Here is a 23,378-nt window from a genome sequence, read left to right on the forward strand (position 1 = left end):
ACGGCCGGAGGGCGGCCCGCTCGCCGGGCGGCCACGGACCACCGGCAGGGTGTACCCCACCGGTGCGCCACGACCGGGGACAAGGCCGCCGGCGCAGCACCCCGCCCGCACCCGACACCACCACTGACCACCCCCCACACCACCCGACCCAGAGCCATCAGACGTGGCCCGAGAAGGAACGACTGCATGACCGACGCGTCCGCCACCTCCCAGCGACCCGACCACCCGGAAGCGCCCGAACGCGCCGACCGGCTCCACCGGCTCGGCCGGTGGTGCGCACGGCGACCGTGGTGGGTGATCTCCGCCTGGCTGCTGGTGCTGCTCACCGCGCTGGCCGCCGACCGCGCCTGGGGCGGCAGTTACGACGACGATTTCGCCCTCCCCGGCACCTCCGTGCAGACCGGCTCCGATCTGCTGGACGCGCACGGCCCCGCCAGCGTCCGCGGCACCGCCGCCCAGATCGTGCTGCACACCGGCACCGGCTCTCTCGCCGCCCACAGCAGCGCCGTCGACACCGCGGTCACCGAGTTGAAGAAGCTGCCCGAGGTGATCGCGGTGACCGATCCGCTGAGCACGCCCGGCACGGTCTCCACCGATGGCGCCACCGGCATCCTGACGGTCCGCTTCACCGAGAACCCCGCCCGCTTCGCCCCCTCCTACCTGCACGGCGTCGACGACGCGGTGCACGGCCTGCGCGCCGACCGCGTCCAGGTCGAATACGGTGGCCCACTGGGCCAGTTGGCCCGCCCCAAGGCCGCCGACCGGCTGTCGGAGGTGATCGGCCTCGTCACCGCCGTGGTCGTGCTGCTCGCCGGATTCGGCAGCGTGGCCGCCGCCGGACTGCCGCTGCTGACAGCGGTCGTCGGGCTGCTGACCGGGATCTCACTGCTCGGGCTGCTGGCAGCGGCGTTCACCTTCGGCAACGCCGCACCCACGCTGGCCACGATGATGGGCCTGGGCGTCGGCATCGACTACGCCCTGTTCCTGATCACCCGGCACCGCCGGCTGCTGCGCGACGTCGACGATCCGGCGCAGGCCGCCGGCCGGGCCGTCGCCACCAGCGGCCGGGCCGTGATCGTCGCGGCGGCCACCGTCGCCCTCGCCCTCGGCGGCCTGTACGTGTCCGGCGTGACCTTCATCGGCACCCTCGGTGTCGCCGCCGGTCTGACCGTCCTGATCGCCGCCGTCGCGGCGCTCACCCTCGGACCCGCCTTCCTGGGGGTGGCGGGCCGCCGCATCGACCGGTGGCGGGTGCGCACGCCCGTCGACGAGCCGACCGGCACCGGCGACACCTGGCACCGCTGGGCCGCCACCGTGGGCCGCCGTCCCTGGCTGTTCCTCGCCGTCGGCGCACTCGTGCTGGCCGTCCTCGCGATACCGGCCGCCTCCATGCGCCTGGGGCACGTCGACAACGGCGCCGACCCGGCCGACTACACCGACCGCCGCGCCTACGACCTGATCGCCGACGGCTTCGGACCGGGCACCAACGGCCAGTTCACGATCGTCGCCGACCTCACGGACACGCACGTCGACGACGCCACGCTGTCCCGGACCCTGCACGACGCCCTGGCCGCGACCCCCGGCGTCGCCCGCGTCACCACACCTGCCGCCGTCGACACGAGCCTGCTCGTCGCCACGGTCACACCCGACACCGGCCCACAGGAGCGGGGCACCTCCGACCTGATGCACCGCCTCGAGGACCACACGCTCCCCGACGCCCTCGCCGGCTCCGGCGCCCGCGGCTACGTCACCGGCGTCACCGCGGCCCAACTCACCTTCCGCGACGTGGTCCTGGACCGTCTGCCGGTCATCGTCGCGGTGGTGGTCGCGGCGGCCTTCCTGCTCCTGCTCACCGTCTTCCGCAGCCTCCTGGTCGCCTTCAAGGCCGCCCTGCTCAACCTGCTGTCGATCGGGGCCGCCTACGGAGTCGTCGTCGCGGTCTTCCAATGGGGCTGGGGCGGCTCGCTGCTCGGCGTGGACGAACCCGTCCCCGTGGAGTCGTACGTACCGATGATGATGTTCGCGATCGTCTTCGGCCTGTCCATGGACTACGAGGTCTTCCTGCTCTCCCGCATCCGCGAGTCCTGGCTGCACACGAAGGACAACCACGTGAGCGTCGCCGCCGGGCTGGCCGGCACCGCCCGCGTCATCACCTGCGCCGCGCTCATCATGACCAGCGTCTTCCTCGCCTTCCTGCTCTCCACCAACGTGGTGATCAAGATGCTGGCGCTCGGCCTGGGCGTGAGCGTGATCCTCGACGCCACCGTGGTGCGGCTCGTCCTGGTGCCCTCCAGCATGTACCTGCTCGGGCGGGCTAACTGGTGGCTGCCGCGGTGGCTGGACCGGCTTCTGCCCCACCTGGACCCCGAAGGCCCCGCGCCCGCCCAGGTACCGGCCGGCCACACCCTGCCGGCCGTGACGACGGGAGACAACGGATGATCCGCGCCGCGTTCCGGCGACACCGGGCGGCGTCCGTCACCGCCCTCGCCCTGGCCCTCGTCCTGCTGACCGTCACCGCGGCCGAAGCCGCCGCCCGCACGATGCTGCGGGATCGCCTGGCCGCGGCGGCCGGCCGGGCCCTCGGCCAGGACAGCACCGTCGACATCGACGGCGGCCCGGCCCTGCTCGCCCTGCTCGACCGGCACCTCGACGCCGTGACCATCAGCAACGACCACGCCACCCTCGGCCGTATCCCCGACGTGTCCGTCCGCGCCCGCCTTCAGGACGTACGCCTGACCGGGGACCGCTCGGGCACCGTCTCCGCCGTCCACGCCGACGTCGACGTACCCGCGGCGTCCCTGCGGAGCATGACCGGCGCGAACGGGGGCCGGCTGCCCGTCACCGGCGTGCGCCTCGACGAGAAGAGGGGCACCGTCGTCCTGGACCTCGGCCAGGGCGGCCTCGGGCAGGCGACCGTGCGACCTGCCCTCCAGGACGGTCATGTGACGCTGCGTCTTCAGGAGGCCGAGATCCTCGGCCGTCCCGCGCCCAGCCGCCTGGTCGGCCGTATCCAGGACGCACTGACCGCGCGGACCGACGCCGACTACCCCCTGGGACTGAAAGCCACCAGCCTCGACGTCACGGCCTCAGGTCTGTCGATCGGCCTCGAAGCGGGCCGCACCCGGCTGCCGGCGCGGACGAAGACATGACCAAGCAACGCTCGCGTCCGTACCTCGTCAACCGGCGCTGAAAAGATCGCGCATGAATTCGGATGTGCGCTCCCGTGTGACAAGGGCTTTCCAAGATCGTCCGGCTGCTAGCTTCCCGTTTCATGATCCATTCAGCCACCCCCGACGACGACCCCTGTGCGGGCCTGGAACCGACGCGCACGCCGCAGGACACCTACCGGCCTCTGCTCCTCAACCTCATGGAGGCCGAGGGGAGAGCGGCTTTGACGGCACTGCTGGAGTCGGGGGCCGTACGAGAAGTGCACGACCGCATCGACGATCAGCTCGAGGAGCTGGTGCGCTGCCTGCGGCCGGGGGAGTCGCCGGACGCCCGGGCCCTGGCTGCCGCCGCCACCGAGCTGTGCGCCGGGGTGCCGCGTCGGCGCTACGGCACCTGGATCTGGTACCCGTGGTCGGGGCGGCTGGTCCACCTGCTGCCGGCCGAGGAGTTCCGCCTGGTCCGCACCGACCGCAACAGAGACAAGATCACCCGGGTGCAACAGCAGGCACTGCTCGGCCGCCGCATCGGCGTGCTCGGCCTGTCCGTGGGCAACAGCGCGGCGCTGACCTGTGCCATGGAGGGCGTAGGAGGATCGTTCCGCCTGGCGGACTTCGACCGCTTGGGCCTGTCCAACCTCAACCGGTTGCGCGCCGGCGTCCATGACCTGGGGGTGGAGAAGACGGTGCTGTGCGCGCGCCAGATGTACGAGATCGACCCCTATCTCGACATCGAGATCTACCGCGAGGGCGTGTCACCGGAGACCGTCGAGGCGTTCTTCGGCGCCGGTCCCGGCGCGGGACTGGACCTGCTGATCGAGGAATGCGACACCCTGTGGGCCAAGTTCGCGGCCCGGGAGCACGCACGTGACCGCCGTATCCCGGTCCTGATGGACGCCAACGACCGCGGCCTGCTGGATGTGGAACGCTTCGACCTGGAGCCGGACCGGCCCCTCTTCCACGGCCGGGCGGGCGAAAGCACCGCACAGGACGTCCGCGCGCTCGACGCGGCCCAGTCCCTCGACCTCCTCCTGCGGATCGTGGACGCGGACCGGCTCAGCCCGGCCATGACCGACGCCATCGGCAGGATCGGCCGCACCCTGTCCAGCTGGCCGCAGCTGGCGAGCGGCATCATGCTCGGCGCGGCCCTCGTCACCGACACCGCCCGTCGCATCCTGCTGGGAGCCCCGCTTCCCTCAGGACGCCACTACGCGGACCTCGAAGCCCTCGTCCCCGCCGACCACGCCCCCCTCCTCGGAACCGCGCCATGACCCACATCCCCGAACTGCACGGCGATCACCTCTGGCTGCGCGAGCTGCGGGCCACCGACCTCGCGGCCTTCGAACGCATCCACACCCACCGTCTGCTGACCCGCTTCCTCGGCGTCGACCGCATGGACGCCCGCCAGGCACAGGACGCCTTCGCCCAGTGCCTCGCCCAGCCCTACGCCCACCCGCGCCGCAGACACACCCTCGCCATCTGCGCACCCGGTGACGACACCATGGTCGGCAGCATGGGGCTGCTGGTCGAGGACTACGGCAGCAACGCCATGCTCACCGGGCTGGTCCTGCTGCCCGACGCACCCGTGCGCGGCCATGGCCACGAGGCCGGCCGGCTTCTGATGGCCCACGGTTTCGGCCCGCTCGGCCTGCACCGCATCTGGGCCGGGCACCGAGCCGACCACACGCGCATGCGGGACGTCATGCTCGCCGCCGGCCTGCGGCCCGAGGCGACGCTGCGCGAACTGTTCCACACGCAGGGCCTGTGGCACGACGTCACCACCTACGCCGCGCTGGCCCACGAGTGGCGGCGTTCCGCGACCCCCGCGGAACAGGCCGTCCTCACCGGTGACCACACGCTTCAAGCGGTCTGAACGGGCGCCTGCACAGCGGCACACCGCTCTGCAGGCAGCTGGAGCCGGACATCGGCCGGGCGGGAAGTCATCGGAGGCTTCACCCCGACCGCTGAACGCACCGGGCAAGGTGGCCCGTGCGCCGACGAACCGGGAAGTGCCAGAGGTGCGGGTATGGTCCTGGCCCTTCCCGGCCGTCGCCCACATGATCGAGGGTGCGCCCCCCGGTCCCGATAGGGCCGAACAGTCCCTGCGTGAGCCTGTCCATAGGGGCCAACGGCCCTATTTTTGCCAGCGGTTGAGACGTACCAGCGGCTATTGGTCCGCGGGGCCTTCCGGCAGGGGCCGCCCCCCTCATCGGCTTGACGAATTCATTACGAACCCAAGAGGTTTTCCGGGCCTCGGCATACGTATCCCTGGGCGTGCGGGTATCGAATCAGAAGCAGGAGAGACGGTGCTCGTTTCACGGAAAGCGGCGGGAACCCTGTTCGTGGGTGGTGCGCTCGCCACCACCTTGGGGGCCCTCCTCTACCCCAGCATGCTCGGAGTCCAAAGGGTCAGCAGCGAACCAGAACTGGTCATCGCCCACCCGGCTACCGGGCCGCTGACCCAAGCCGACCGGGACTTCGTGGTCAAGGTGCGCTCCGCCGGCCTCTGGGAGTACCCCGTCGGTCAGATGGCGCTGAAGAAGGGTACGACGAAGCCGGTCAAGGCGGTCGCGGAGCAGCTGATCGCCGGTGATGCCACGTTGGACGCCGCGGATCGCAAGGCCGCCGCTCAGCTGGGCATCACGCTGCCCAACCAGCCCTCGCCGCAGCAGCAGGGCTTCGTGACCCGGTTGAACGGGGACAGCGGCAAGCAGTTCGACACCGACCTGGCCACCATCCTGCGGGCGACGAACGGCCAGATGCTCGCCACGATCGCGAGTGTCCGCACCACCACCAGGAACTCACTGGTCCGTGACCTGGCCGACCTGGCGAACGGCACGGTCCTGGACCACCTCACGACCGTGGAGAAGACCGGCCTGGTCGACTTCGACCAGGCCCTGTCCCTGCAGAGCACCGCACCCCAGACCCCGCCGCCCCCGGCGGCGGGCCAGCCCCAGGTCGTCCTCACCCCGCCGGCGCGCAGAACGGTCTCTCCCAGTCCGACGGTGAGGTGAGGCCGCAGGCCGAGCCGCCCACGCCGGCCGTGTTCGGCGCGGGCAGGCGGTCGGCGCACGCTGACGCTCGTGCGCCGACCGCCGTCACGGCTCACGGCGTCCGGAACCCCCGGAAGGTCACCTGTGTGCGGCTTTCGAAGCCGAGCCGGTCGTAGAGGGCGATCGCGGCGGTGTTCGTCTCGGCGACGTGCAGAAAGGGACGTTCGTTCCGGGACAGGACGCCGGAGACCAGTGCGCGCACCAACCGGGCGGCGTGGCCCCGCCCGCGCGCCTCTGGTGCCGTACACACGGCGCTGATCTCGGTCCATCCGGGCGGCCGGAGCCGTTCGCCCGCCATGGCCACCAGGTTTCCGCCCGCACGGATGCCCAGATAGGTGCCGAGTTCGTGGGTGCGCGGCCAGAACGGTCCGGGCTGCGTCCGTGCGGCGAGGTCGAGCATCTCGGGCACGTCGGTCGCGCTCAGCTCGACCAGGTCGCCGCTCGCGGCGCGGGGCTCGACAGGGCGGTCGCCGGTCCAGATCATCTGCCGTCCGTCCAGGGCGAAGACCGGCTCCCAGTCCGGCGGCGGGGTCGCCCGGCAGCTGAACAGGTCCGCGAAGCCGTCCCGGCCGAGCAGCCGGGCGAGGTCGGCCCAGTCCGTCGCGTCCGGATCGCGGGGCACGGCGCAGAAGGTCGCGACTCCTGGCAGGTAGGTGTCGGCCCGGCCGAGCCGACGGGCGAGCGCGGTGTGGTGGCACCGCAGCGACCCGCCCACCGGATCGTCGAGTACGGCGGCGTCCTCGCTCCTCATCGCGCTGCCTTTCTCGGACCGTCACACCCATGCCACGCACCGGGAACCGCCCGAGACGTTCACTGGAATGATGCGGACAGACACCCTATCCCCGTAGCGGTGGACCGCCCCCTCGGGCGTGTACCGGCAGGCTGCACCGGGCCCCCGCGTCCCTGACCACGAAAGAGGCGAAAGCATGCTCCCGGTAGACGCACTGCTGCGCGAGTACGACCGAGCCCGTGCCTACACCGACGATCTGTGGAAGGACCTCACCCCGGACGAGGTGACGTGGCGCCCGCACGAGAACTCCAGCGCCATCGGCTGGCACCTGGGCCACCAGGCCCACGTCGCCCACTTCATGATCCGCAACCTCACCGCGGCCGAGCCCAGCCCCGACCCCGAGCTGGACGCCCTGATGGACTCGGCGAACCCGGAGAAGTTCCGCGGCACGCTGCCCACGGTCGAACGGCTCACCCGGTTCCGCGAGACCGTCGCCGAACGCGTCCACGCCCGCATCGGCGACATCGCCGCCGGCCGCGTCGGTGCCCCCACCCAACTCACCATCGTCGCAACACACTTGATCACCGCGTTGATCAATCACGAATACCAGCACGACCAGTGGATCAGCGAGGTCCGCGCCGACAACCTCGGCCACGCACTCCCGCCCGACCCCGACAGCGAGCACCTGCGCCGCATCGACGGCTATCTCGTCCTGGACCTCCTGCAGCCATAGGGAGACCCGACCCGCCAGCTCCTCAGTAAAGCCGGCCTCGCGGTCAGGAGCAGTCGTAGGTGAAGCGGGCGCTGCTCTCCCGGTGGGTGGGGGAGAGGATGCGCAGTTCGGCCCGGGCCGTGCGATGCCCCTTGCCCCGGTAGGTCCATCGCAGGTGGAGACGCGCGTGCTTCTGGCCCCGGACCATCACTTCGTGGAGCACACCGGAGGCGGTGCCGTCGCTGCGGACCCAGCGATAGGAGAGTGTGCCCGCACGGCCGTTCGTGGTCACCAGACCGACGACATCCGCCGTGCCGTCACACCCCAGAACCGCCGGCCGTGAGGTGACGGCAACTCCGCTGACCTGCACGGACGGTGCTGAGCGCTGCCACAGCAGAAAGGCGAGCACGGCAAGCACCACCAGCGCCGGGAACGCGTGCCTGCGCAGCCTCCGACGCCGGGGCACAGGTGGGGGCGACAGGGGCGCGGCGGCCAGCGTCTGCTGATGACGGTGCTCGACGACGGCGGTCACGCCCGGACCGAACCGCAGCACAGTGCCGTCGATGCGGTCAGGGCGCACCGATGGAGCACTGGTGGGCGACTCCTCCGGCTCCTCCGACTCCTCCGGCTCCTCTGACTCCTCCGACTCCTCGACGAGGGTCCGGTCGAGCTCGGGCCGCTGAATCCAGTGGCTGGCCAGCACAGTGGCGCTGTAGCCGTCGTCCGCGTCGGCGGGAGTGTCGCCCGGGGTTCCGCCGTCGGTGACGTCGAGGTGGACGGTGGCGGCCTGAGCGTCGGCGGGAACGAGCCTTCGGGTCGCCTCTTCTTCCTCCGCGGGCGGGGGAGTGACGTCGTCGTGAGTGGTCATCGAAGCTCGCACTGTCTGGTCAGGATCTGCTGGGAGGAACTGCCGGAGGCGGCTGCCGGGGTCGTCGTGGCCTGTACCGCCCAGTAGCAGCCGGCGTTCTGGAAGGTGTGCTGGACGGCGAGCGTGTAGTGGGTGGCTCCGCTTCGCTCGAAGGTCTGTGACGCGCCGTCCGGGGAGCCGAGCGGGCCGGCGAGGTTGCCCGTGAACCAGGAGACGGTGAGGGTGAGCGGCCCGGTCCCGTCGGTGGTGATGTCGACGGTTGCCGCCGCGGTGGAGGGGCCCGTCTGCTGGAGCGCCGACACGGCGACGTTCTTGACGGCGGCAGCGGCGGGCGAGGTGGGGGAGGACGCCGTCGGTGTGGCCGGCGCGGTCGTCGCGCCGGTCGTCGTGTCCGAGGTGGGTGCGGAGGTGGTGGACGCGGTGGGGTCCGGGGTGCCGGTGCTCGCCGAAGCCGAGGGGGAGAGAGTGGGGGAGGGCGACGCGTCGTCCGACGGGGACGGTGACGTGGGCGGGGCGGTGTCTCCCGGTGACGCGGCTCCGGTGTGGGCGCTGGTGGTGGCCAGTGCCTGGGCGGACCGCTGCGCGGCGGCTCCCGGGGCGGCGTGGATGCCGTAGGTGAGAAGGACGCCCAGGAGCACGGCGGAGCCCGACACGAGCATCCCGGGGCGGCCGGGCAGCCATGCCCGCGCCCCGCCGAGGTGCGGCTTCTGGCTCAAAATCGTGCGCGCGGTGTCGGTGGTGGTCCGGGGAGCGCGGGCCGACGGCAGCAGCATCGCCAGCAGGGCCACCAGGGCGGCGAGGCGGGCGCGGCCGCGTTCCTCCCAGTCGGGGCCGTAGGCGGTGAGGGCGGCCGTCTCCAGTTCCGCGACGAAGGCATCGGCCTGGGACGGCCGTTCGTCCGGTTCCTTGGCCAGACCGCGGCGGACCAGTTCACGTACCGCCTCGGGGACCTCGTCGACCGGGATGGGGGCGTCGACGTGCTGCAGGGCGAGTTCGGCGAGGTTCTCGCCCGTGTACGGCTTGTGGCCCGTCAGGCACTCGAAGAAGGTGGCCGTGGCCGCGTACACGTCCGTGGCGCAGGAGGCGGGTTCACCGGTCCACTGCTCGGGGGCCATGTAGGAGGGGGTTCCGGCCACGCCGGCGCTGGTTCCGGCGTCCACCGCGATGCCGAAGTCGACGAGCTTGGACGATCCGTCCGATGCGACCAGGACGTTCTCGGGCTTGTAGTCGCGGTGGACGACGCCGATGCCGTGCGCGTCGGCCAGGCCGAGCAGCGATCCCTTGAGAAGGACGAGCGCGGCCTCGGGTTCGAGTGGACCCTGGCGTTTCAGCAGGGTCCGCAACGAGACCCCGTCGACCAGTTCCATCACGATGGCGGCGCCGTGCGGGCTCTCCACGTACTCGTAGAAGCCGGTCACGTGCAGGCTTTCCAGGCCGCCCAGGAGGCGTGCCTCGGCCCGGAACTCGTGTACGAAGCCCGGGCGCTCGCGCAGGGTCTCGCTGAGGTACTTGACCGCGACGGGAACGCCCGTGTCCCCGTGCACGGCCGATACGACGCGTCCGCTCGCCCCTGAGCCGAGTTCGTGCGACTCGGTGTATCCGGGCACCACCCAGGTGTTCACATCTTCCCCCCGATCGTCCTGCTGCCGTGCACGGCCACCTCCGAAGCGGCTGCACCACGCGTTGAGAGACACATTTTCAGCCACAGCGGTTGCGGCGCAGCACCCCAGCGGCCTTCCGTCCGTGCGCTGCGCCTCATCGCTCCCGTAAGCCTGGGCTCACGGGGTGAACTCCTCGTCCAGCCGGTCGATCGCCCCGTCGGCGCCCAGGTGGTACTTGAACACCAGCCCGCTGTTCGGGTGCGCTTCCAGCCAGTCGAGGAACTCCTGGACACCGATGTGCTGGTTCTCGGTGCTCTCCACGACGGGGTTGGTGACGGTGATGTACGCCGCCTGGTCCATGGGCATGTACGTCTCCTTGCCCACGGTTTCGAAGGGTGCGCCGTCGGAGTCCGCCGGGGCGCAGCCCCAGTTGCCGTACTTGACGATGAGGCTCAGGGAGCCGCCTTCGGGGGTGTAGCGGTAGACCGCCACCTCGTCGGGGGAGATGGGCATCTTGTGGTCGCAGCCGTCGTCGCCGGCCGTGCCGGAGGCGAGCGGTTTGGCCGGAGCGGGCGCCGAGGGGGCGGGCTTGGTGGCGGCGGACGACGATGCGCCGCTGCCTGCGCCCGTGGGCTCGGCCGCCGGCTTGGCGCCGGTCGTGGGGGCACCGGCCGCCGTGGCCTTGCCGCCCGCTGTCGCCGTCGCGGTCTTCGCGTCGGCGGGGGAGGCCGTCGAAGTCCCGTTTCCGTTGCAGGCCGTGAGTATCACTGAGAGGACGGCGGCCGAGGCGCCGATCACGGTCGTACGGAGAACGGTGCCGGGTCTGTGCCGGTCGGACTTCGTGGAGGTCGTCATGGTGATCCTGTCTGGTGAGTGGCAGTCGAGGGTGACTGTCTCAGGCACAAACGATTTCCAGCCAACCACCGGTTGCTCTGGTCACCGGGTCGTTGCCCGGTCGTGACACAGCTACAAGCCCGCCCGGGTGCTTCAGAATGCTCGGATGGTCATGCTGGAGACTCCCCGTCTGGTCCTGCGCCGCTGGCGCGAGGACGACGTCGCGCCCATGGCGGCGGTCAACGCGGACCCCGAGGTCATGAGATGGATCGGTGACGGCAGCGTCCGCGACGCCCGGCAGACGCGCCTCGGGATCGAGGCGATCGAGCGCGAGTGGGATGCCCAGGGTTTCGGGCTGTTCGCCGTGGAGATCCGCTCGACGGGGGGACTGGCCGGGTTCACCGGTCTTTCGGTCCCTGACTTCATGCCGGAGTTGCTGCCCGCGGTCGAGGTCGGCTGGCGGTTGGGCCGGTCCCACTGGGGGCGGGGGCTGGCCACTGAGGCCGCTCGGGCCGCTGTGCGGTTCGGGTTCGAAGTGCTGAGGCTGGAGCGGATCGTCAGCGTCGCTCAGGTGGGCAACGGCGCATCCGAACGGATCATGGCCAAGCTGGGGATGCATCTGGTTCGGGAGGCCGTCGATCCCAGCTGCGGCCGCCGCGTGCGGGTGTTCAGCCTGGCGTGCGAGGAACGTGTCACGGCCACTGATTGAGACTTACGGAGCCGGAAGCGTCCGGCCTCACGCAGAAGCGGGTCACCGCGGGCTGGGCGAGGGTCGCGTCCGGACGGTGGTGGTGATGCGTGTGACGGCTTCGCTCGTGAGGCGCCGGTCGTGCGGTGCGGTGTCGAGTGCGCGGTGGAGGGCGAGTCCCTCGATGAGGGCGTCGAGTTGGCGGGCCGTGTCGGCGTCGAAGTGGCGTTCCAGGAGCTCTCGGCTGCGGATCATCCAGCGGCGTGTCAGCTCTCGGTACTGGGGGTGCCGGGCCGCGAGGGTGTAGAGCTCGTGGGTGATGATCAGATCGCGCTGCGGTCCGTCGGAGAGTTCGTGGATGAGGTCGGTGACCGCCTCGCGCGCCTCCTTGGCGCTGCCGGCCGCGTTCAGGTGCTGCTCGAAGAGGGCGACGACGTGGTCGGCGAAGCGGGTGAAGGCTTCGTCGAGCAGTTCGCCGATGCCTTCGAAGTGATAGGTCATCGACCCCAGCGGCACTCCGGCCCGGGCGGCGATCTTCCGGTGGGAGACACCGGCGACGCCTTCGTCGGCGATGTGGTCCAGGGTGGCGGTGAGGATGCGCTCGCGGCGCTGCGGGTCGGTGTGTCCGGTGGCCATCGCAGGTGGGTTCAGAGGGTGCGCACGGGGCGGGCGGGGCTGCCGACGGCGACGACGTTCGCGGGGATGTCCTTGGTGACGACCGATCCGGCGCCGATGACGCTGTTGTCGCCGATGCTCACCCCGGGGCAGACGATGACGCCGCCGCCGAGCCAGACGTTGTCCCCGATGGTGATGGGCAGGGCGGCCTCCAGCTTGTCGCGGCGGGGCTGGGGCTCCAGAGGGTGGGTGGGGGTGAGGAGTTGGACGCCCGGGCCGATCTGGCAGTCCTCGCCGACGGTGATCGCCGCCACGTCGAGTGCGGTCAGGTTGTAGTTGACGAAGGTACGGGCCCCGATGGAGATGTTGCTGCCGTAGTCCACGTACAGCGGCGGCCGCACCTCGATCTCCTCGCCCGCGAAGCCGAGCAGATCCTCGAGGAGCGACCGGGCGTCGGCGGAGTCGTCCAGGAACGCAGTCCTGTAGCGCTCGGCGAGGCGCATGGCGCGTCGCTGCCTGGCGGCGATCTCGGGGTCGTCGGCGATGTAGAGATCGCCCGCGAGCATGCGCTGCAAGTTGGTCCGCGGGTCATCGGCAAAGTGGTCCACCGTCATGCGTACGATCGTACGCTCCGGAAGGTACGTTCGTACACTCCTGTGGCCGGCACCGGTGGCTAGACGCGCTTCGTGTCCTCGGGCCGGCGACGTGAGACCTGCTCTCGTGCGGTGCGCCAGCGCAGCCGGGCCTGTTCGATGATGCCGTCCCACTCCTGGCGGATCTCGTGGTCCGAGGGCCGGTCGCCGGCACGGATCCGGGTGAGTTCCTCGTGGACCTCGCGTCCCAGGGCCGCCGACGCCACCGTCACCAGCATGACCCCGAACAGGGCCGAGATCATCGCGAAGACGGCGCCGATCGCTCCGTAGCGGGCGGCATAGGAGTTGAACAGTTTCGGCAGGTACACATTCGCCCCTACGGAGTACACGGCGGTGAGTGTGGCCGTGATGATCCCGAAGGGGAGCAGCCGTATCAGGCTGATCCGTTTGGCGGACAGGACGCGGCCGCTCCACAGGAGGAACACGGCGGTCACCGGTGCCTCGACCAACACGGCCGTGAGGCCGAGCCGGCCGCCGCCGAGTACCGCCTGGATCCAGCCCGAGATCGCCGCGTAGGCGCCGAGACTGACGATCCACACCAGGTCGTTGCGTGTGTTGCGCATGCTGAGGGGCTTGAGTTCCCAGCACTGTTCGAACAGGCGTTGCGCCGCGCGGGCGAAGCTCAGCGCGGAGATCGTCAGGAACACCACGCCCAGGATGCCGACGCTCGCGCCGCTGCCCTCGGCCGGATCGAGGAGCGAGCGGATCGCGTCGGCTCCTTCGCCGGTGAGCCCGTAGCGGTTGATGATGCGTTCGGCCGCGTCGTAGTGCACGAAGTTGCTCAGGACGGCGCCCGCGAGGATCGCGAGGGGAATGAGCGCGGTCAGGGCGCTCGATGCCAGGGCCATCGCCCGGTCGAACCCCACGATCTTCTGGAAGCGGTTGAGGACGCGCAAGGAGAAGGCAGGGCGCAGCCAGAACGTCAGGGTTCTGACAAGGCGCTCGCGCCTGAGTCTTTCGTGGCCGTCGACGTCCGGCATGCCGCGCCTAGTAACGCAGGGCCCTGGCGACTTCGGCGCGGACAGGACCGGAGAGCTTGCGGTTGCTGCGGGCGGTGGCGTTGCCGTCCTTCCCGGCGGCGACGTTGTCGACCGTCACGACGCATGTGTCCAGAAGATTGCCCTTGGTGTCGTTGAAGCTCACCTGGACCACGAACGACTTCGCCGAGTTCGCGGTGTTGTGCACGGTGACGGGGACGGTGATCCGGCCGTCACCGGCCGAGGCCGGGGCTCCGAGGCTGACCTCGTCCTTGGCGTTGATTCCGCTCTTCACCTCGTCCAGCCGGCGCTTGGCCTCCGCCGAGGCCGAGGCCAGCGCGGAAGCTCCTTGAGACGCCAGGGAGGCCACGGCGGAGGAGGCCGCGGACGCCGCCGCGGACGCCGCCGAGGCTGCCTTGCTGCGGGCGGGCGACGTCGTTGACGAACTGTCGGAGCAACTGCTCACGCCGGCCACCGCGCAGGCCATGAGCAGGGCGACCGCGGTGCACCGGCGTTTGCTCTTGCCCATTCGTCCTGCCATGTCTTCTCCCGTGCTGGACCGGCGGTTACGGACTTCCAGTCAAGGACACCCGGCGGGAGGCCGCATGCCGCACGGGGGTGGGCCAGGACGGTTCACCCGTATGGCAGGGCAGGCACCGCGGGTGAGGCCTCAGCGGCCGGGGTCCTGTACCCCGCCCCTGCTGAAACCACCCACCGAGTCTTCCGGCGAGCGGAGCGGGCACGTATCACCCTTTCCGGGTGAGAGACCGCCGGCGCCGTGAAGGGTTCGCGGTCGCGTGGGCGGTGTCAGCGGTGCCCCTTACTGTGCGGGCATGGGCTATGACGTGCACATCACCAGACGGACGCCGTGGTGGGCGGACGGAGGGGACCCGATCACGACGCAGGAGTGGGCGAGAGTGGTCGCTGCCGACCCGGACCTGGACATGGTTCAGGTGGCCAGGGCTTCTCCACGGGACCGGCAGGGGGTGTTGGAGTACCGGCACGAATGGCTGGCCCAGATGGCCACGCACCCCGAACGGGACACCCACGGGGCCTGGTTGGACTGGCAAGAGGGACAGATCGTGGTGAAGAACCCCGACGAGATCCTTCTTGAGAAGATGCGTGCGATCGCTCGGGTGCTGGGGGCGCGCGTCCAGGGCGACGACGACGAGTACTACGACGAGTGAACGGTGGAAGGACCGGCGTCATGAGGGGTGCGTTCGAGTGGGCGGTCGAGCCAGACGCGGTCGCGTAGTTCGATGCCGTCGATGAGGGTGCCTGGGTCGTAGCCGGTGCGGGGAGTGAAGGCGTCCCGTTCGACCGTCCGCATGCGGAACCCCTGGCGCTGGTAGAAGCGCAGGTTGCCGATGTCGGCCGCGGCGGTGGCGACCAGCAGGCGGGTTCCCCTCTCCCGTGAGACCAGGTCGATCGCACCGCGCATCAGACGCCTGCCCACACCGCTGCGCTGCAGGTCCTCGCGCACGGCCATGTTCTTGATCTCGAAGGTATCGGCGCGGTCGGTCGCCACCAGCTGCAGGTGACCGATGGGGGTCGTTCCGCGCAGGGCGACGAGCACACGTCCGTCTTCCATGTAGGAAGCGAGTTGTGCCGGTGAATCCTCGGCCAGTTCGAACAGCGGGCGCAGTTCCTCCCGGGCGCCGTCGTACTGCACCACGCGCACCTCGTCCACGGCTTCGGGCTCCGGACTCCTCGAGGTGACCTCCTTCACCAGGATGGCGCGGGTGTAGAGCAGGTGGAATCCCCGACGCTGCACGTTCTGCTGGGACTTGGAGGCGGGTTGGGTGGTGACGACGGCGATGTCGCAGCCGGCGGCGGCCGCGTCGGCCAGGCGGGTCGCGAGCAGGGCGGTCTGCACACCTCGACGGCGGTGTCGCGGGGTGGTCGCCGCGCCTGTGAGCTGCGCGACGCCGTCCGCGATGCGCAGGCTGCCCCCTCCGGCGACGGTGCCGTCGCACAGGGCGATGTAGTGCACCACGCCGGCCGCGGCGAAGTCCCGTTCGGCGTTGGCGAGCGCCTGACGCGGGAACTCCTCGTGCGAGGGAACGCCCTGGTCGTCGGGGTGGGCGAAGCCGTCGGCCACGGCATCGAGCCAGGCATCGAACGCGTCCTCGCGGCACACCCTCACCTCGATGCCCGGGGGAGTCGCCCGTTCGAACGTGCCGTCGAGGGCGAGCCCGAGGACGTTCTCGAACGATGTCAGCCGGTATCCGCGATCCGTGAGCAGGGCGCCGATGGCCGGGTCGGCCAGATGGGCCACCTCGGCCTGCACGGCGGCACCGCGGTCGGCGAAGGCGCGCTCGATGCGGTCGAGCACGGCGGCGTCGGGCACGCCGTCGAACCCGAGACCGGCGATCTTGTTGAAGGGGGAGTCGTCCTCGGCGAACGTGGCCACTGCGCCGGCCACCCGCAGCACGAACCCCGCGTCGTCTCCTCGGCGCAGGCGTGCGGCCTCCGCGGCAGCGGTCATCAGCTGGGCCTCGGCGCGCTCGATACGCTCCGCCAAGGCCACTTCACAGAAGAGCGGCGATCGATTCATGTCCGACCGCACCCCGTGTCCACGCTCATGGTCCGAGGCTAACCGCGGTCTCACGGCCGAAGCGATCGAGATTCTTACCGTTTCGGAACGGGCCCGCGCAGGGACCGCGTCCGGTGCCGGCACGAGGTCTGGGCTACCGCTTCCCGACGGTGTAGGTCAGGTGGGTGACCCGTGACGACGGGTCGACACGCGTCTGGTCCAGCGTGAGGTGATCGGGGTCGACGCGGTCGAAGAGACGGATGCCGGTGCCGAACAGTACGGGCGCCAGGGTGATCGAGAACTCGTCGATCAGACCGCTGTCGAGGTACTGCTGGATGGTCTCGGCGCCCCCGGCGATACGGACGTCGCGGTCGCCGGCTGCTTCGCGGGCCTGGTCGAGGGCGCTGGAGACGCCGTCGTCGACGAAGTGGAAGGTGGTGCCGCCCGGTCGCTCCCACGGTTCGCGCCTGGTGTGGGTGAGGACGAACACCGGGGTGTGGAACGGCGCTTCCTCCGGCCAGGCCAGCTCGCCGGCGTCGAACATCCGCTTGCCCATGACGCTCGCGCCGGTGCGCTTGTACGTCGCCCGTGCGACGTCGTTGTCGAGGCCCTCCTCGCCGCCCTCGCCGAGCTTGAGGTTCTCGCGGAACCACCGCTGGGGGAACAGCCACGCCTGCAGTTCCGACCACTTGGTCAGCCAGCGCTGCGCCCTGGGGTCGTCTCGGCCTTCGGGCGAGAACACGTGCTCGACGGGCACGGGCTCGGGCGCCATGAAGCCGTCGAGCGACATCGTCACACTGAAGAACACCTTGCCGGCCATCAGCTCGTGGTTCCTTCCTGTCCGGTCTCTTGCTCGGTCGTGGTCTCGCCGGCCGTCGTCGGCTCGTGACCCGTGGAGCGCTCCAGGGCGATGTCGGCGACGTAGGCCGCGAGGTTGGCCAGCGTCTGCTCGCCGCCCTCGACCGCGTGGTACTTCTCCACCGCCTCGTCGCGCAGTTCCCTGGTCGGGAACACCGTGCGCATCACGATCCGGGTCTTGTCGCCTGTGGTCTCGAACGTCAGGACGGACTCGAAGGCGTTCGGGTCGTCGCGGGCCTCGCCGTGCGACAGGGCGATGCGCTCCGGCGGGACGATCTCCCGCCAGGTGATCCACTCCTGGTAGTCGGTGCCGTCGGGCCCGTGCATGACGAAGTCCCACTCGCCGTCCACACGGAACTCGAATGACCGCGTCGTGGTGGTGAAGCCTTCCGGTCCCCACCACCGCGACAGGTGCTGGATGCGCGTGAAGGCTTCGAACACCAGCTCCCGCGGGGCGCCGATCACCCGGGAGATCACGATCTCGCGGTCCGCGGTCGTCCGCGCGGGTTCGCCGCCGTTACCGGTCGTCGTCATCGTGTGGTTCCTCCTGCCTTGCCCGCTCCAACTCCTGCACGTACGCGTCCAGTCGGTCGAAGCTCTCGTTCCAGAACCGTTCGAAGCCGCCCACCCACTCGTGGACCGGCCGGAGGCCGCGGGCGTCCAGGTCGTACAGCCGCTGCTTGCCCGACTCGCGGACCCGCACCAGCCCGACCTCGCGGAGGACCCGCAGGTGCTTGGACGCCTGGGGCTGCGTCATGCCGAGGTCCCGGGCCAGTTCGGTCACGGGCCGTTCGCCGCCTCGCAGCAGCACCAGGATCTGTCGCCGCTGCGGTTCTGCGATCGCGTTGAACGCGTCCGAGGTAGTCGCCGCCCTTGCCATGACATCATCGTATGCCCATATCGGCATGTGTCAACGATGCGTCCGGCGCGTGCCGTCGATCGGGGCGTCGACGAGCCGTTCAGGGAGGTGGTCCGCGGCCGGTCGGCCGACGGGCTCGGTCAGTGATGTACGGCGAGTCCCGGGCGGTGGCGCCGCATCGCGTCCACGATCTCCTCGGGAGATACCGGCAGGGTGTTCGTCGCCATGTTGGCCGGGCCGAAGCCGAGCCGTGCGTTCATGGACGCGGTACTGCGCACGAGCCTGGGTGCCCGCGCCAGGTAGGCCTCCGGGTCGTGCAGCACCAGCTCGATGAACCGCTGCGAGGTGTTGCGTACCCGCTGCTCGCGTATCCGCACGGCGGCTATCTCGTCCCAGCCGAAGCGGCCCAGCCGCACGTGCTCCACACCGGCGTCGTCCAGCACCAGCTCCGGTCGGCCGCGGAACAGACGCTGGCCGATGAGCACGGCGCACAACCCGAAGAAGGGCACGGCCAGTGCTCCCGCGACGGTCATCTTGACGGTGCTGTGGGCGACCAGGAACACGATGCCCAGAGCGACGAAGACCAGAGAACCGACCAGCATGAGCCACACGCGGGTCTTGGCGAGCGGGTAGACCGTCGGGGGCTGTGGAACGCCGTTTGTGATCACGGGCTCAGACGATAGGACCGAAGCGCTCGTCAACGGAAGTCTTGGAAGGACCGCGGAGGTATCCGGCCTCGGAAGCTCGGTGAGCCGTCATGCTCCTGGCAGGGGCCCTCCGTCGGCGGCCCAGGACACGAGCGTCTGCCTGTCGCAGGCGGCCGCCTGTCGGCAGACGGCGTCGTAGTTCCTTTCGCCCATGGCGTCCACGAGCCTGGCCTCGCAGTCGTCGCGCAGGGACGCCAGCTCCGGTGTGCCGCGCTGGGGGTGGCCGACGGTCTCCCACAGGTGCGCCGCCGCACCGAAGGCGTAGGCCGCGGCGCGGTGGTCTCCCGTGTCGGTCAGGGAGATGGCCAGCAGGTCCATGATCATGGCGATCCCGAAGGCGTCCCCGATGTGCCGCTTGGCGGCCAGGGCGGCCCGCGCGTGGCCGACGGCGTCCTGGGTGCGCCCTTCCAGGAAGGAGATCAGGGCGAGTTGGTGCTCGGCGTAGGAGAGCGTCCAGTACTCGTCGGACGCCCTGCAGACGGCGCGTAGCTCAAGGGCCTCGTGGCGGGCCTGCGGCAGGCGTCCGGACCCGGTGAGGGCGAAGACGTGGACGAGACGGCACATGGCTGTCGGGCCGCTCGGCTGCCCGGAACCGGAGACGTCCGTGCCCGACGTCATCGACTCCACGACCTGTGCCGCCGCGAGCGGGCGGCCCTGCAGCAAGTGCAGCAGGCCGGACAGATAGGCCGCGCGTGCCATTCCGTCCCTGTCGAAGACGGCCGCGGCGGCGTCCCGGCAGTCGGCGGCCACCAGTTGCGCCGCCCGGTGTTCGCCCTGCAGCGTCAGGGTCAGCCCCAGGCTCCACAACCCCTGCACCCAGACGTCGTCGTCCTGGCCCTCCTCGACCGCCTCCGTCGCCAGCTCCAGGTAGCGGCGTGCCTCGTACAGGTAGCCCGAGCACACCCAGAAGAGGGTGACGTTGCCGATCAGCTCCAAGGCCGCCGCCGGGTCGGTGGCCAGGAAGTGATCGGCCGCGAGGCGGATGTCCGCGTGGAGGAACTCGATCCGCTGGTACCAGCCGCGCTGGGCGGGCCCGAACCACTCGAGATGGGCCTGGCGGGTCTGGGCGAGCACGTGCTCGGCGTGGCGGCGCGCCAGCTCCTGCTCGCCACCGAGCTCGTGCAGCCACATCCGGCCGTACTGCCGCACGGAGTCCAGCATCCGGTACGTGCCGGTCCGCTGGACCACGACGGACTTGGCGCACAGAGAGGCGAGGGTGTGCGCGACCCGGCTCGGAGAGAGGGGTCCCCCGCTGGCCACCTGCCAGGCGGTGGTGCCGTCGAACGAACCGGGCAGGAAGGACAGCCGGGCCCACAGCAGCCTCTCCAGCGGGGTGCACAGCTCGTGGCTCCAGCCGATCGTGGTACGCAGGGCGGCGTGCCGAGGTGGGTAGGTGTGGGCCGCCGCCGGAGGCAGGTCGATCGCCGAGAGGGGCCCCGCGCAGAGCTCGGGCAGTGACATGCCGTGCAACTGCGCGGCGGCCAGCTCCAGCGCCAGTGGCAGGCGGTCCAGGTGCTCGCACAGGCTCGCGGCCAGGTGGTGGTCGCTCTCACTCTTGAGCGGGCTGCCCGCCGCGGCGGCACGGTCGGCGAACAGCGCGACCGCGTCCTGCGCCGACGCGAAGGGTTCGATCTCGACGACCGTCTCGCCGTGCACACGCAGCGGTTCCCTGCTGGTGGCCAGGATCGTCACGTTCGGGCACGCCGTCAGGAGATCGCCTGCCAGCGCGCGGCACTCGGCCAGCAGGTGCTCACAGGAGTCGAGAACCAACAGGACGGGGTGGTCGCCGATCCAGGAGCAGACCGCCTCTGTGGGCAGCCGCGGTGTGTGGTCGGACAGCCCCAGCGCATCCGCGACGGTGGCCGCCAGGAGCGGGGGGTTGAGCAGGGGCGACAGATCCGCCCAGGCGACGTCCCGCTCGCTCTGCGGCCTGGAGAGAGACGCGACGCGCCCGGCGAGCCGGGTCTTGCCGACCCCGCCCGTCCCGGTGAGCGTCACCAGCCGGCTGCGGCTCATCGCCGCGCGGATCAGACCGAGTTCCTCCGACCGGCCGATGAAAGAGGTCTCTTCGTCCCAGAGCATCCACACCATGGCGGCATTTTCACCAGTGATCTGACGTCTTATCAGCAGATCAGGCAATATCGCACGGACTATGTCCCGAGCTCTTACCATGGAACGGCCACTGCCGCGGGCCTTCGGGGCGCAACGCCTTGCAGGCCGGCCGGGACGGGCATCCCGCGGACCGGGCGGTCCCGTGTGACGAGACCCGCGCCCGATCCGATCACTTCGTACGGCGCGGCGAAGGCCGCCGCGGAGACCGCTGCCGTCGTCCGCACCTCGGTGTGCTGATCGCGCGACGGGACGGACTCGATGCCTCCCGACTGGCCTCCGGACGTCGCTCCGAGAGCACCGTGCCCGGGCCCCTGGACGTCCGACTCGACTGCCGTGCCACCCGGCAGCGCGTTCGCACACGCCTGTGTGGAGCGCGGGAGTTCCTCTGCGGCAGGTGAGTGCGTGAGGGTGGGCCGTCGTTCCCGTACATGATCAGCTCGGCGTGTTCTTGTCGGACGTTCGTGCGCGACGGCTATCTTGGCCCGATCATCCGACAGGCGGAGCGGCAATGCAGGAAACAACAGAACGCATCGAGACGGCCGAGCACGCCGACTCGGACACGACCGTCGATGCCGAGGCCGCTCCCGGCTGGCCACGGTCCTGGCCCCTCATGCTCCTCGGGGCGGCCATCGTGCCCGGCACGGTGCTGTATCTCGTGGGCAAGGGACTGCAGACGCCCGCCATGCAGGCGTGGCGGACCGTCTGCCTCGCCGTGACGGTGCAGGCGCTGCCGTTTCTCCTGCTCGGCACGGCCCTGTCCGGTGCCATCAACGCGTTCGTGCCGGCTCGGGTGTTCAGCCTTGTGCTGCCCCGTCGTCCGGTCCTCGCCGTGCCGGTGGCCGGCATGGCGGGGGTCGTACTGCCGGGCTGCGAGTGCGCGTCGGTACCGGTGGCGAACAGTCTGATCGGCCGGGGAGTCACGCCCGCTGCCGCGTTCGCCTTCCTGCTGTCGGCGCCGGCGATCAACCCGGTGGTGCTGACAGCCACCGCTGTCGCCTTCCCCGGTCAGCCGGCCATGGTCGCCGCCCGACTGCTGGCCTCGCTGGCCACGGCGTCGGTGATGGGCTGGCTGTGGTTGTGGCTGGGGCGGGCCGAATGGCTGCGGCCGACCGCCCGGCACACCGGGCATGAGACGGGCGCCAGTCGGTGGCGCGAGTTCCGGGCCGGCTTCCAGCACGACTTCCTGCACGCGGGCGGTTTCCTGGTGGTGGGGGCGATGGCTGCGGCCACGTTCAACGTGGCGGTGCCCCGTTCCGTGCTGGAGACGTTCTCCGGTTCCGCCTGGTTGTCGGTGCTGTTCCTGGCCGGACTGGCGATCGTGCTGGCGGTGTGTTCGGAGGCCGACGCCTTCGTGGCGGCCTCGCTGACCGGGTTCTCCCCGGTCGCGCGCCTGGCGTTCATGGTGGTCGGCCCGATGGTCGATCTGAAGCTGATCGCCCTGCAGACCGGTACCTTCGGCCGAGCCTTCGCGCTCCGGTTCTCCGCCGCCACGGTCGTCGTCGCCGTCCTGTCCAGCGCGCTGATCGGAGGAGCACTGCTGTGAGACGCCCGCTTCAGATCACCCTGCTCGTCCTCAGCGGGCTCGGCCTTCTGCACATCGCCCTCTTCACCGACCTGTACCTGCGCTACGTCAAGGAGGGGATGCGCCCGCTGCTCGTCGCCTCCGGCGTGCTGCTCGTCCTGCTCGGTGTGGCGGACGCGGTGTCGTACGGGCGGCGGGACAAGCACGAGGAGCACGCTCCTCATGGCGAGAGCGGCCACGGGCACGACCACTCCAGCGCACCCCGCGTCGCATGGCTGCTGTTCCTCCCCGCGCTGAGCCTGCTGCTGTACGCCCCGCCCGCCCTGGGCGCGTACACCGCGTCCCGTGAGCCGGCCAAGGCGGTCACGCATCAGGACGCGTTCGACCCGCTGCCCGCCACCTCGCCGATTCCGATGACCCTCACCGACTTCACCCTGCGCGTGCAGGAGGACCGCACGCGGGCCATCAAGGGACGCACGGTCCAGTTGAGCGGTTTCGTCACGCCCGGCAGACAGCGGGGCAGCTGGTTCCTGACCCGGATCATCATTTCCTGCTGCGCGGCCGACGCCCAGTCCGTGAAGCTCCGCATCTACGGCTCGGCGCCGAAGGCCGACACCTGGGTGTCCGTCACCGGTACCTGGCACCCCGGCGGAACCCTCGGCACCAGCTCCGCCTCCGCCGCGCTCGACGCCCGTTCCGTGGAGGAAGTGGCCAAGCCGGTGAACTCGTACACCGACGACCTCCCGCTGACCCCGACGCGGTAGCCAGACAGAGCGAAGCGCGCGGTCGCTACGCCGTCGATCGGCCGCTGTCGGGCTCGATCAGCCAGGCGACGAGGGTTCTCCCGTGCTCGGGCTGGTCGGTTGCCGCCGCGGACCGACGAGGTAGA

Annotated in this window: 24 protein-coding genes; 10 read left to right on the forward strand and 14 right to left on the reverse strand. The window is 70.7% G+C overall.

What is annotated here, in order from left to right; translation table 11 throughout:
* Nucleotides 1–186: 186 nt before the first annotated feature.
* From M8J74_RS05625 to M8J74_RS05645, 5 genes are all read left to right on the forward strand, one after another.
* Entirely contained in the window at nucleotides 187–2,439 is a 2,253-nt protein-coding gene (locus M8J74_RS05625) for an MMPL family transporter (protein ID WP_249835330.1), read from the forward strand.
* Entirely contained in the window at nucleotides 2,436–3,149 is a 714-nt protein-coding gene (locus tag M8J74_RS05630; protein WP_249835331.1) for an LmeA family phospholipid-binding protein, read from the forward strand. Before M8J74_RS05625 ends, M8J74_RS05630 begins: the two co-directional genes overlap by 4 nt.
* 122 nt (nucleotides 3,150–3,271) lie before the next feature.
* Complete coding sequence (locus M8J74_RS05635; protein WP_249835332.1) at nucleotides 3,272–4,435, forward strand: ThiF family adenylyltransferase; 1,164 nt, start codon at nucleotides 3,272–3,274, stop codon at nucleotides 4,433–4,435.
* On the forward strand, nucleotides 4,432–5,037 hold the full coding sequence (locus tag M8J74_RS05640) for a GNAT family N-acetyltransferase (RefSeq protein WP_249835333.1): 606 nt from the start codon (nucleotides 4,432–4,434) through the stop codon (nucleotides 5,035–5,037). The genes M8J74_RS05635 and M8J74_RS05640 overlap by 4 nt, the downstream gene beginning before the upstream one ends.
* A gap of 469 nt (nucleotides 5,038–5,506) precedes the next feature.
* On the forward strand, nucleotides 5,507–6,178 hold the full coding sequence (locus tag M8J74_RS05645) for a DUF4142 domain-containing protein (protein WP_249835373.1): 672 nt from the start codon (nucleotides 5,507–5,509) through the stop codon (nucleotides 6,176–6,178).
* Between the two features lie 91 nt (nucleotides 6,179–6,269).
* Here M8J74_RS05645 and M8J74_RS05650 read toward each other — a convergent pair whose 3' ends face one another.
* Nucleotides 6,270–6,968: a GNAT family N-acetyltransferase gene (locus tag M8J74_RS05650; RefSeq protein ID WP_249835334.1), complete on the reverse strand. Its 699-nt coding sequence runs from the start codon at nucleotides 6,966–6,968 to the stop codon at nucleotides 6,270–6,272.
* A 175-nt stretch (nucleotides 6,969–7,143) separates the two neighbouring features.
* Here M8J74_RS05650 and M8J74_RS05655 point away from each other — a divergent pair, with 175 nt between their 5' ends.
* Nucleotides 7,144–7,680 carry a DinB family protein gene (locus M8J74_RS05655; protein ID WP_249835335.1) on the forward strand — a complete coding sequence of 179 codons (537 nt, stop codon included), beginning with the start codon at nucleotides 7,144–7,146 and terminating at the stop codon, nucleotides 7,678–7,680.
* A 43-nt stretch (nucleotides 7,681–7,723) separates the two neighbouring features.
* Here M8J74_RS05655 and M8J74_RS05660 read toward each other — a convergent pair whose 3' ends face one another.
* From M8J74_RS05660 to M8J74_RS44415, 3 genes are all read right to left on the reverse strand, one after another.
* Nucleotides 7,724–8,527 carry a hypothetical protein gene (locus tag M8J74_RS05660; RefSeq protein WP_249835336.1) on the reverse strand — a complete coding sequence of 268 codons (804 nt, stop codon included), beginning with the start codon at nucleotides 8,525–8,527 and terminating at the stop codon, nucleotides 7,724–7,726.
* Entirely contained in the window at nucleotides 8,524–10,149 is a 1,626-nt protein-coding gene (locus M8J74_RS05665; protein ID WP_249835337.1) for a serine/threonine-protein kinase, read from the reverse strand. Before M8J74_RS05665 ends, M8J74_RS05660 begins: the two co-directional genes overlap by 4 nt.
* Nucleotides 10,150–10,305: 156 nt before the next feature.
* A complete protein-coding gene (locus M8J74_RS44415) occupies nucleotides 10,306–10,983 on the reverse strand; it encodes a hypothetical protein (protein ID WP_283947816.1) in 678 nt (225 codons plus the stop codon).
* Nucleotides 10,984–11,134: 151 nt separating this feature from the next.
* Here M8J74_RS44415 and M8J74_RS05680 point away from each other — a divergent pair, with 151 nt between their 5' ends.
* Nucleotides 11,135–11,671 (forward strand): GNAT family N-acetyltransferase, encoded by a 537-nt coding sequence (locus M8J74_RS05680; protein WP_283947833.1) that lies wholly within the window; start codon nucleotides 11,135–11,137, stop codon nucleotides 11,669–11,671.
* Nucleotides 11,672–11,713: 42 nt separating this feature from the next.
* On the opposite strand, the gene M8J74_RS05685 is transcribed toward M8J74_RS05680, so the two are convergent.
* Genes M8J74_RS05685 through M8J74_RS05700 form a run of 4 tightly spaced genes read right to left on the reverse strand, consistent with a single transcriptional unit; the run spans nucleotide 11,714 to nucleotide 14,436 of the window.
* The gene (locus M8J74_RS05685) at nucleotides 11,714–12,286 is read right to left on the reverse strand and encodes a TetR/AcrR family transcriptional regulator (RefSeq protein ID WP_249835338.1); all 573 of its coding nucleotides are present in this window, start codon (nucleotides 12,284–12,286) and stop codon (nucleotides 11,714–11,716) included.
* Between the two features lie 11 nt (nucleotides 12,287–12,297).
* Nucleotides 12,298–12,879: a sugar O-acetyltransferase gene (locus M8J74_RS05690; RefSeq protein WP_249835339.1), complete on the reverse strand. Its 582-nt coding sequence runs from the start codon at nucleotides 12,877–12,879 to the stop codon at nucleotides 12,298–12,300.
* Between the two features lie 59 nt (nucleotides 12,880–12,938).
* On the reverse strand, nucleotides 12,939–13,898 hold the full coding sequence (locus tag M8J74_RS05695) for a YhjD/YihY/BrkB family envelope integrity protein (protein WP_249835340.1): 960 nt from the start codon (nucleotides 13,896–13,898) through the stop codon (nucleotides 12,939–12,941).
* Nucleotides 13,899–13,905: 7 nt separating this feature from the next.
* A complete protein-coding gene (locus M8J74_RS05700) occupies nucleotides 13,906–14,436 on the reverse strand; it encodes a hypothetical protein (RefSeq protein WP_249835341.1) in 531 nt (176 codons plus the stop codon).
* 292 nt (nucleotides 14,437–14,728) lie between these two features.
* Between M8J74_RS05700 and M8J74_RS05705 the strand changes: the two genes are divergently transcribed.
* Nucleotides 14,729–15,082, forward strand: coding sequence for a hypothetical protein (locus M8J74_RS05705; protein WP_249835342.1), 354 nt, complete (start codon nucleotides 14,729–14,731; stop codon nucleotides 15,080–15,082).
* Here M8J74_RS05705 and M8J74_RS05710 read toward each other — a convergent pair.
* From M8J74_RS05710 to M8J74_RS44420, 6 genes are all read right to left on the reverse strand, one after another.
* The gene (locus M8J74_RS05710; RefSeq protein ID WP_249835375.1) at nucleotides 15,070–16,425 is read right to left on the reverse strand and encodes a GNAT family N-acetyltransferase; all 1,356 of its coding nucleotides are present in this window, start codon (nucleotides 16,423–16,425) and stop codon (nucleotides 15,070–15,072) included. The genes M8J74_RS05705 and M8J74_RS05710 overlap by 13 nt on opposite strands.
* A gap of 160 nt (nucleotides 16,426–16,585) precedes the next feature.
* Nucleotides 16,586–17,251 carry a dihydrofolate reductase family protein gene (locus M8J74_RS05715; RefSeq protein WP_249835343.1) on the reverse strand — a complete coding sequence of 222 codons (666 nt, stop codon included), beginning with the start codon at nucleotides 17,249–17,251 and terminating at the stop codon, nucleotides 16,586–16,588.
* A complete protein-coding gene (locus M8J74_RS05720; RefSeq protein ID WP_249835344.1) occupies nucleotides 17,251–17,823 on the reverse strand; it encodes an SRPBCC family protein in 573 nt (190 codons plus the stop codon). The genes M8J74_RS05715 and M8J74_RS05720 overlap by 1 nt, the downstream gene beginning before the upstream one ends.
* A complete protein-coding gene (locus M8J74_RS05725; protein WP_249835345.1) occupies nucleotides 17,807–18,169 on the reverse strand; it encodes an ArsR/SmtB family transcription factor in 363 nt (120 codons plus the stop codon). Before M8J74_RS05725 ends, M8J74_RS05720 begins: the two co-directional genes overlap by 17 nt.
* A gap of 119 nt (nucleotides 18,170–18,288) precedes the next feature.
* Entirely contained in the window at nucleotides 18,289–18,816 is a 528-nt protein-coding gene (locus M8J74_RS05730; RefSeq protein WP_249835346.1) for an STM3941 family protein, read from the reverse strand.
* 87 nt (nucleotides 18,817–18,903) lie between these two features.
* Nucleotides 18,904–20,946, reverse strand: a complete 2,043-nt coding sequence (locus M8J74_RS44420) for an ATP-binding protein (protein ID WP_283947819.1) — start codon at nucleotides 20,944–20,946, stop codon at nucleotides 18,904–18,906.
* A gap of 529 nt (nucleotides 20,947–21,475) precedes the next feature.
* Here M8J74_RS44420 and M8J74_RS05745 point away from each other — a divergent pair.
* Nucleotides 21,476–22,510: a permease gene (locus M8J74_RS05745; RefSeq protein WP_249835347.1), complete on the forward strand. Its 1,035-nt coding sequence runs from the start codon at nucleotides 21,476–21,478 to the stop codon at nucleotides 22,508–22,510.
* Nucleotides 22,507–23,253 (forward strand): TIGR03943 family putative permease subunit, encoded by a 747-nt coding sequence (locus M8J74_RS05750; protein ID WP_249835348.1) that lies wholly within the window; start codon nucleotides 22,507–22,509, stop codon nucleotides 23,251–23,253. Before M8J74_RS05745 ends, M8J74_RS05750 begins: the two co-directional genes overlap by 4 nt.
* Nucleotides 23,254–23,378 lie beyond the last annotated feature (125 nt).

The organism is Streptomyces panaciradicis, from assembly GCF_023516615.1.
Lineage (GTDB): Bacteria > Actinomycetota > Actinomycetes > Streptomycetales > Streptomycetaceae > Streptomyces > Streptomyces panaciradicis.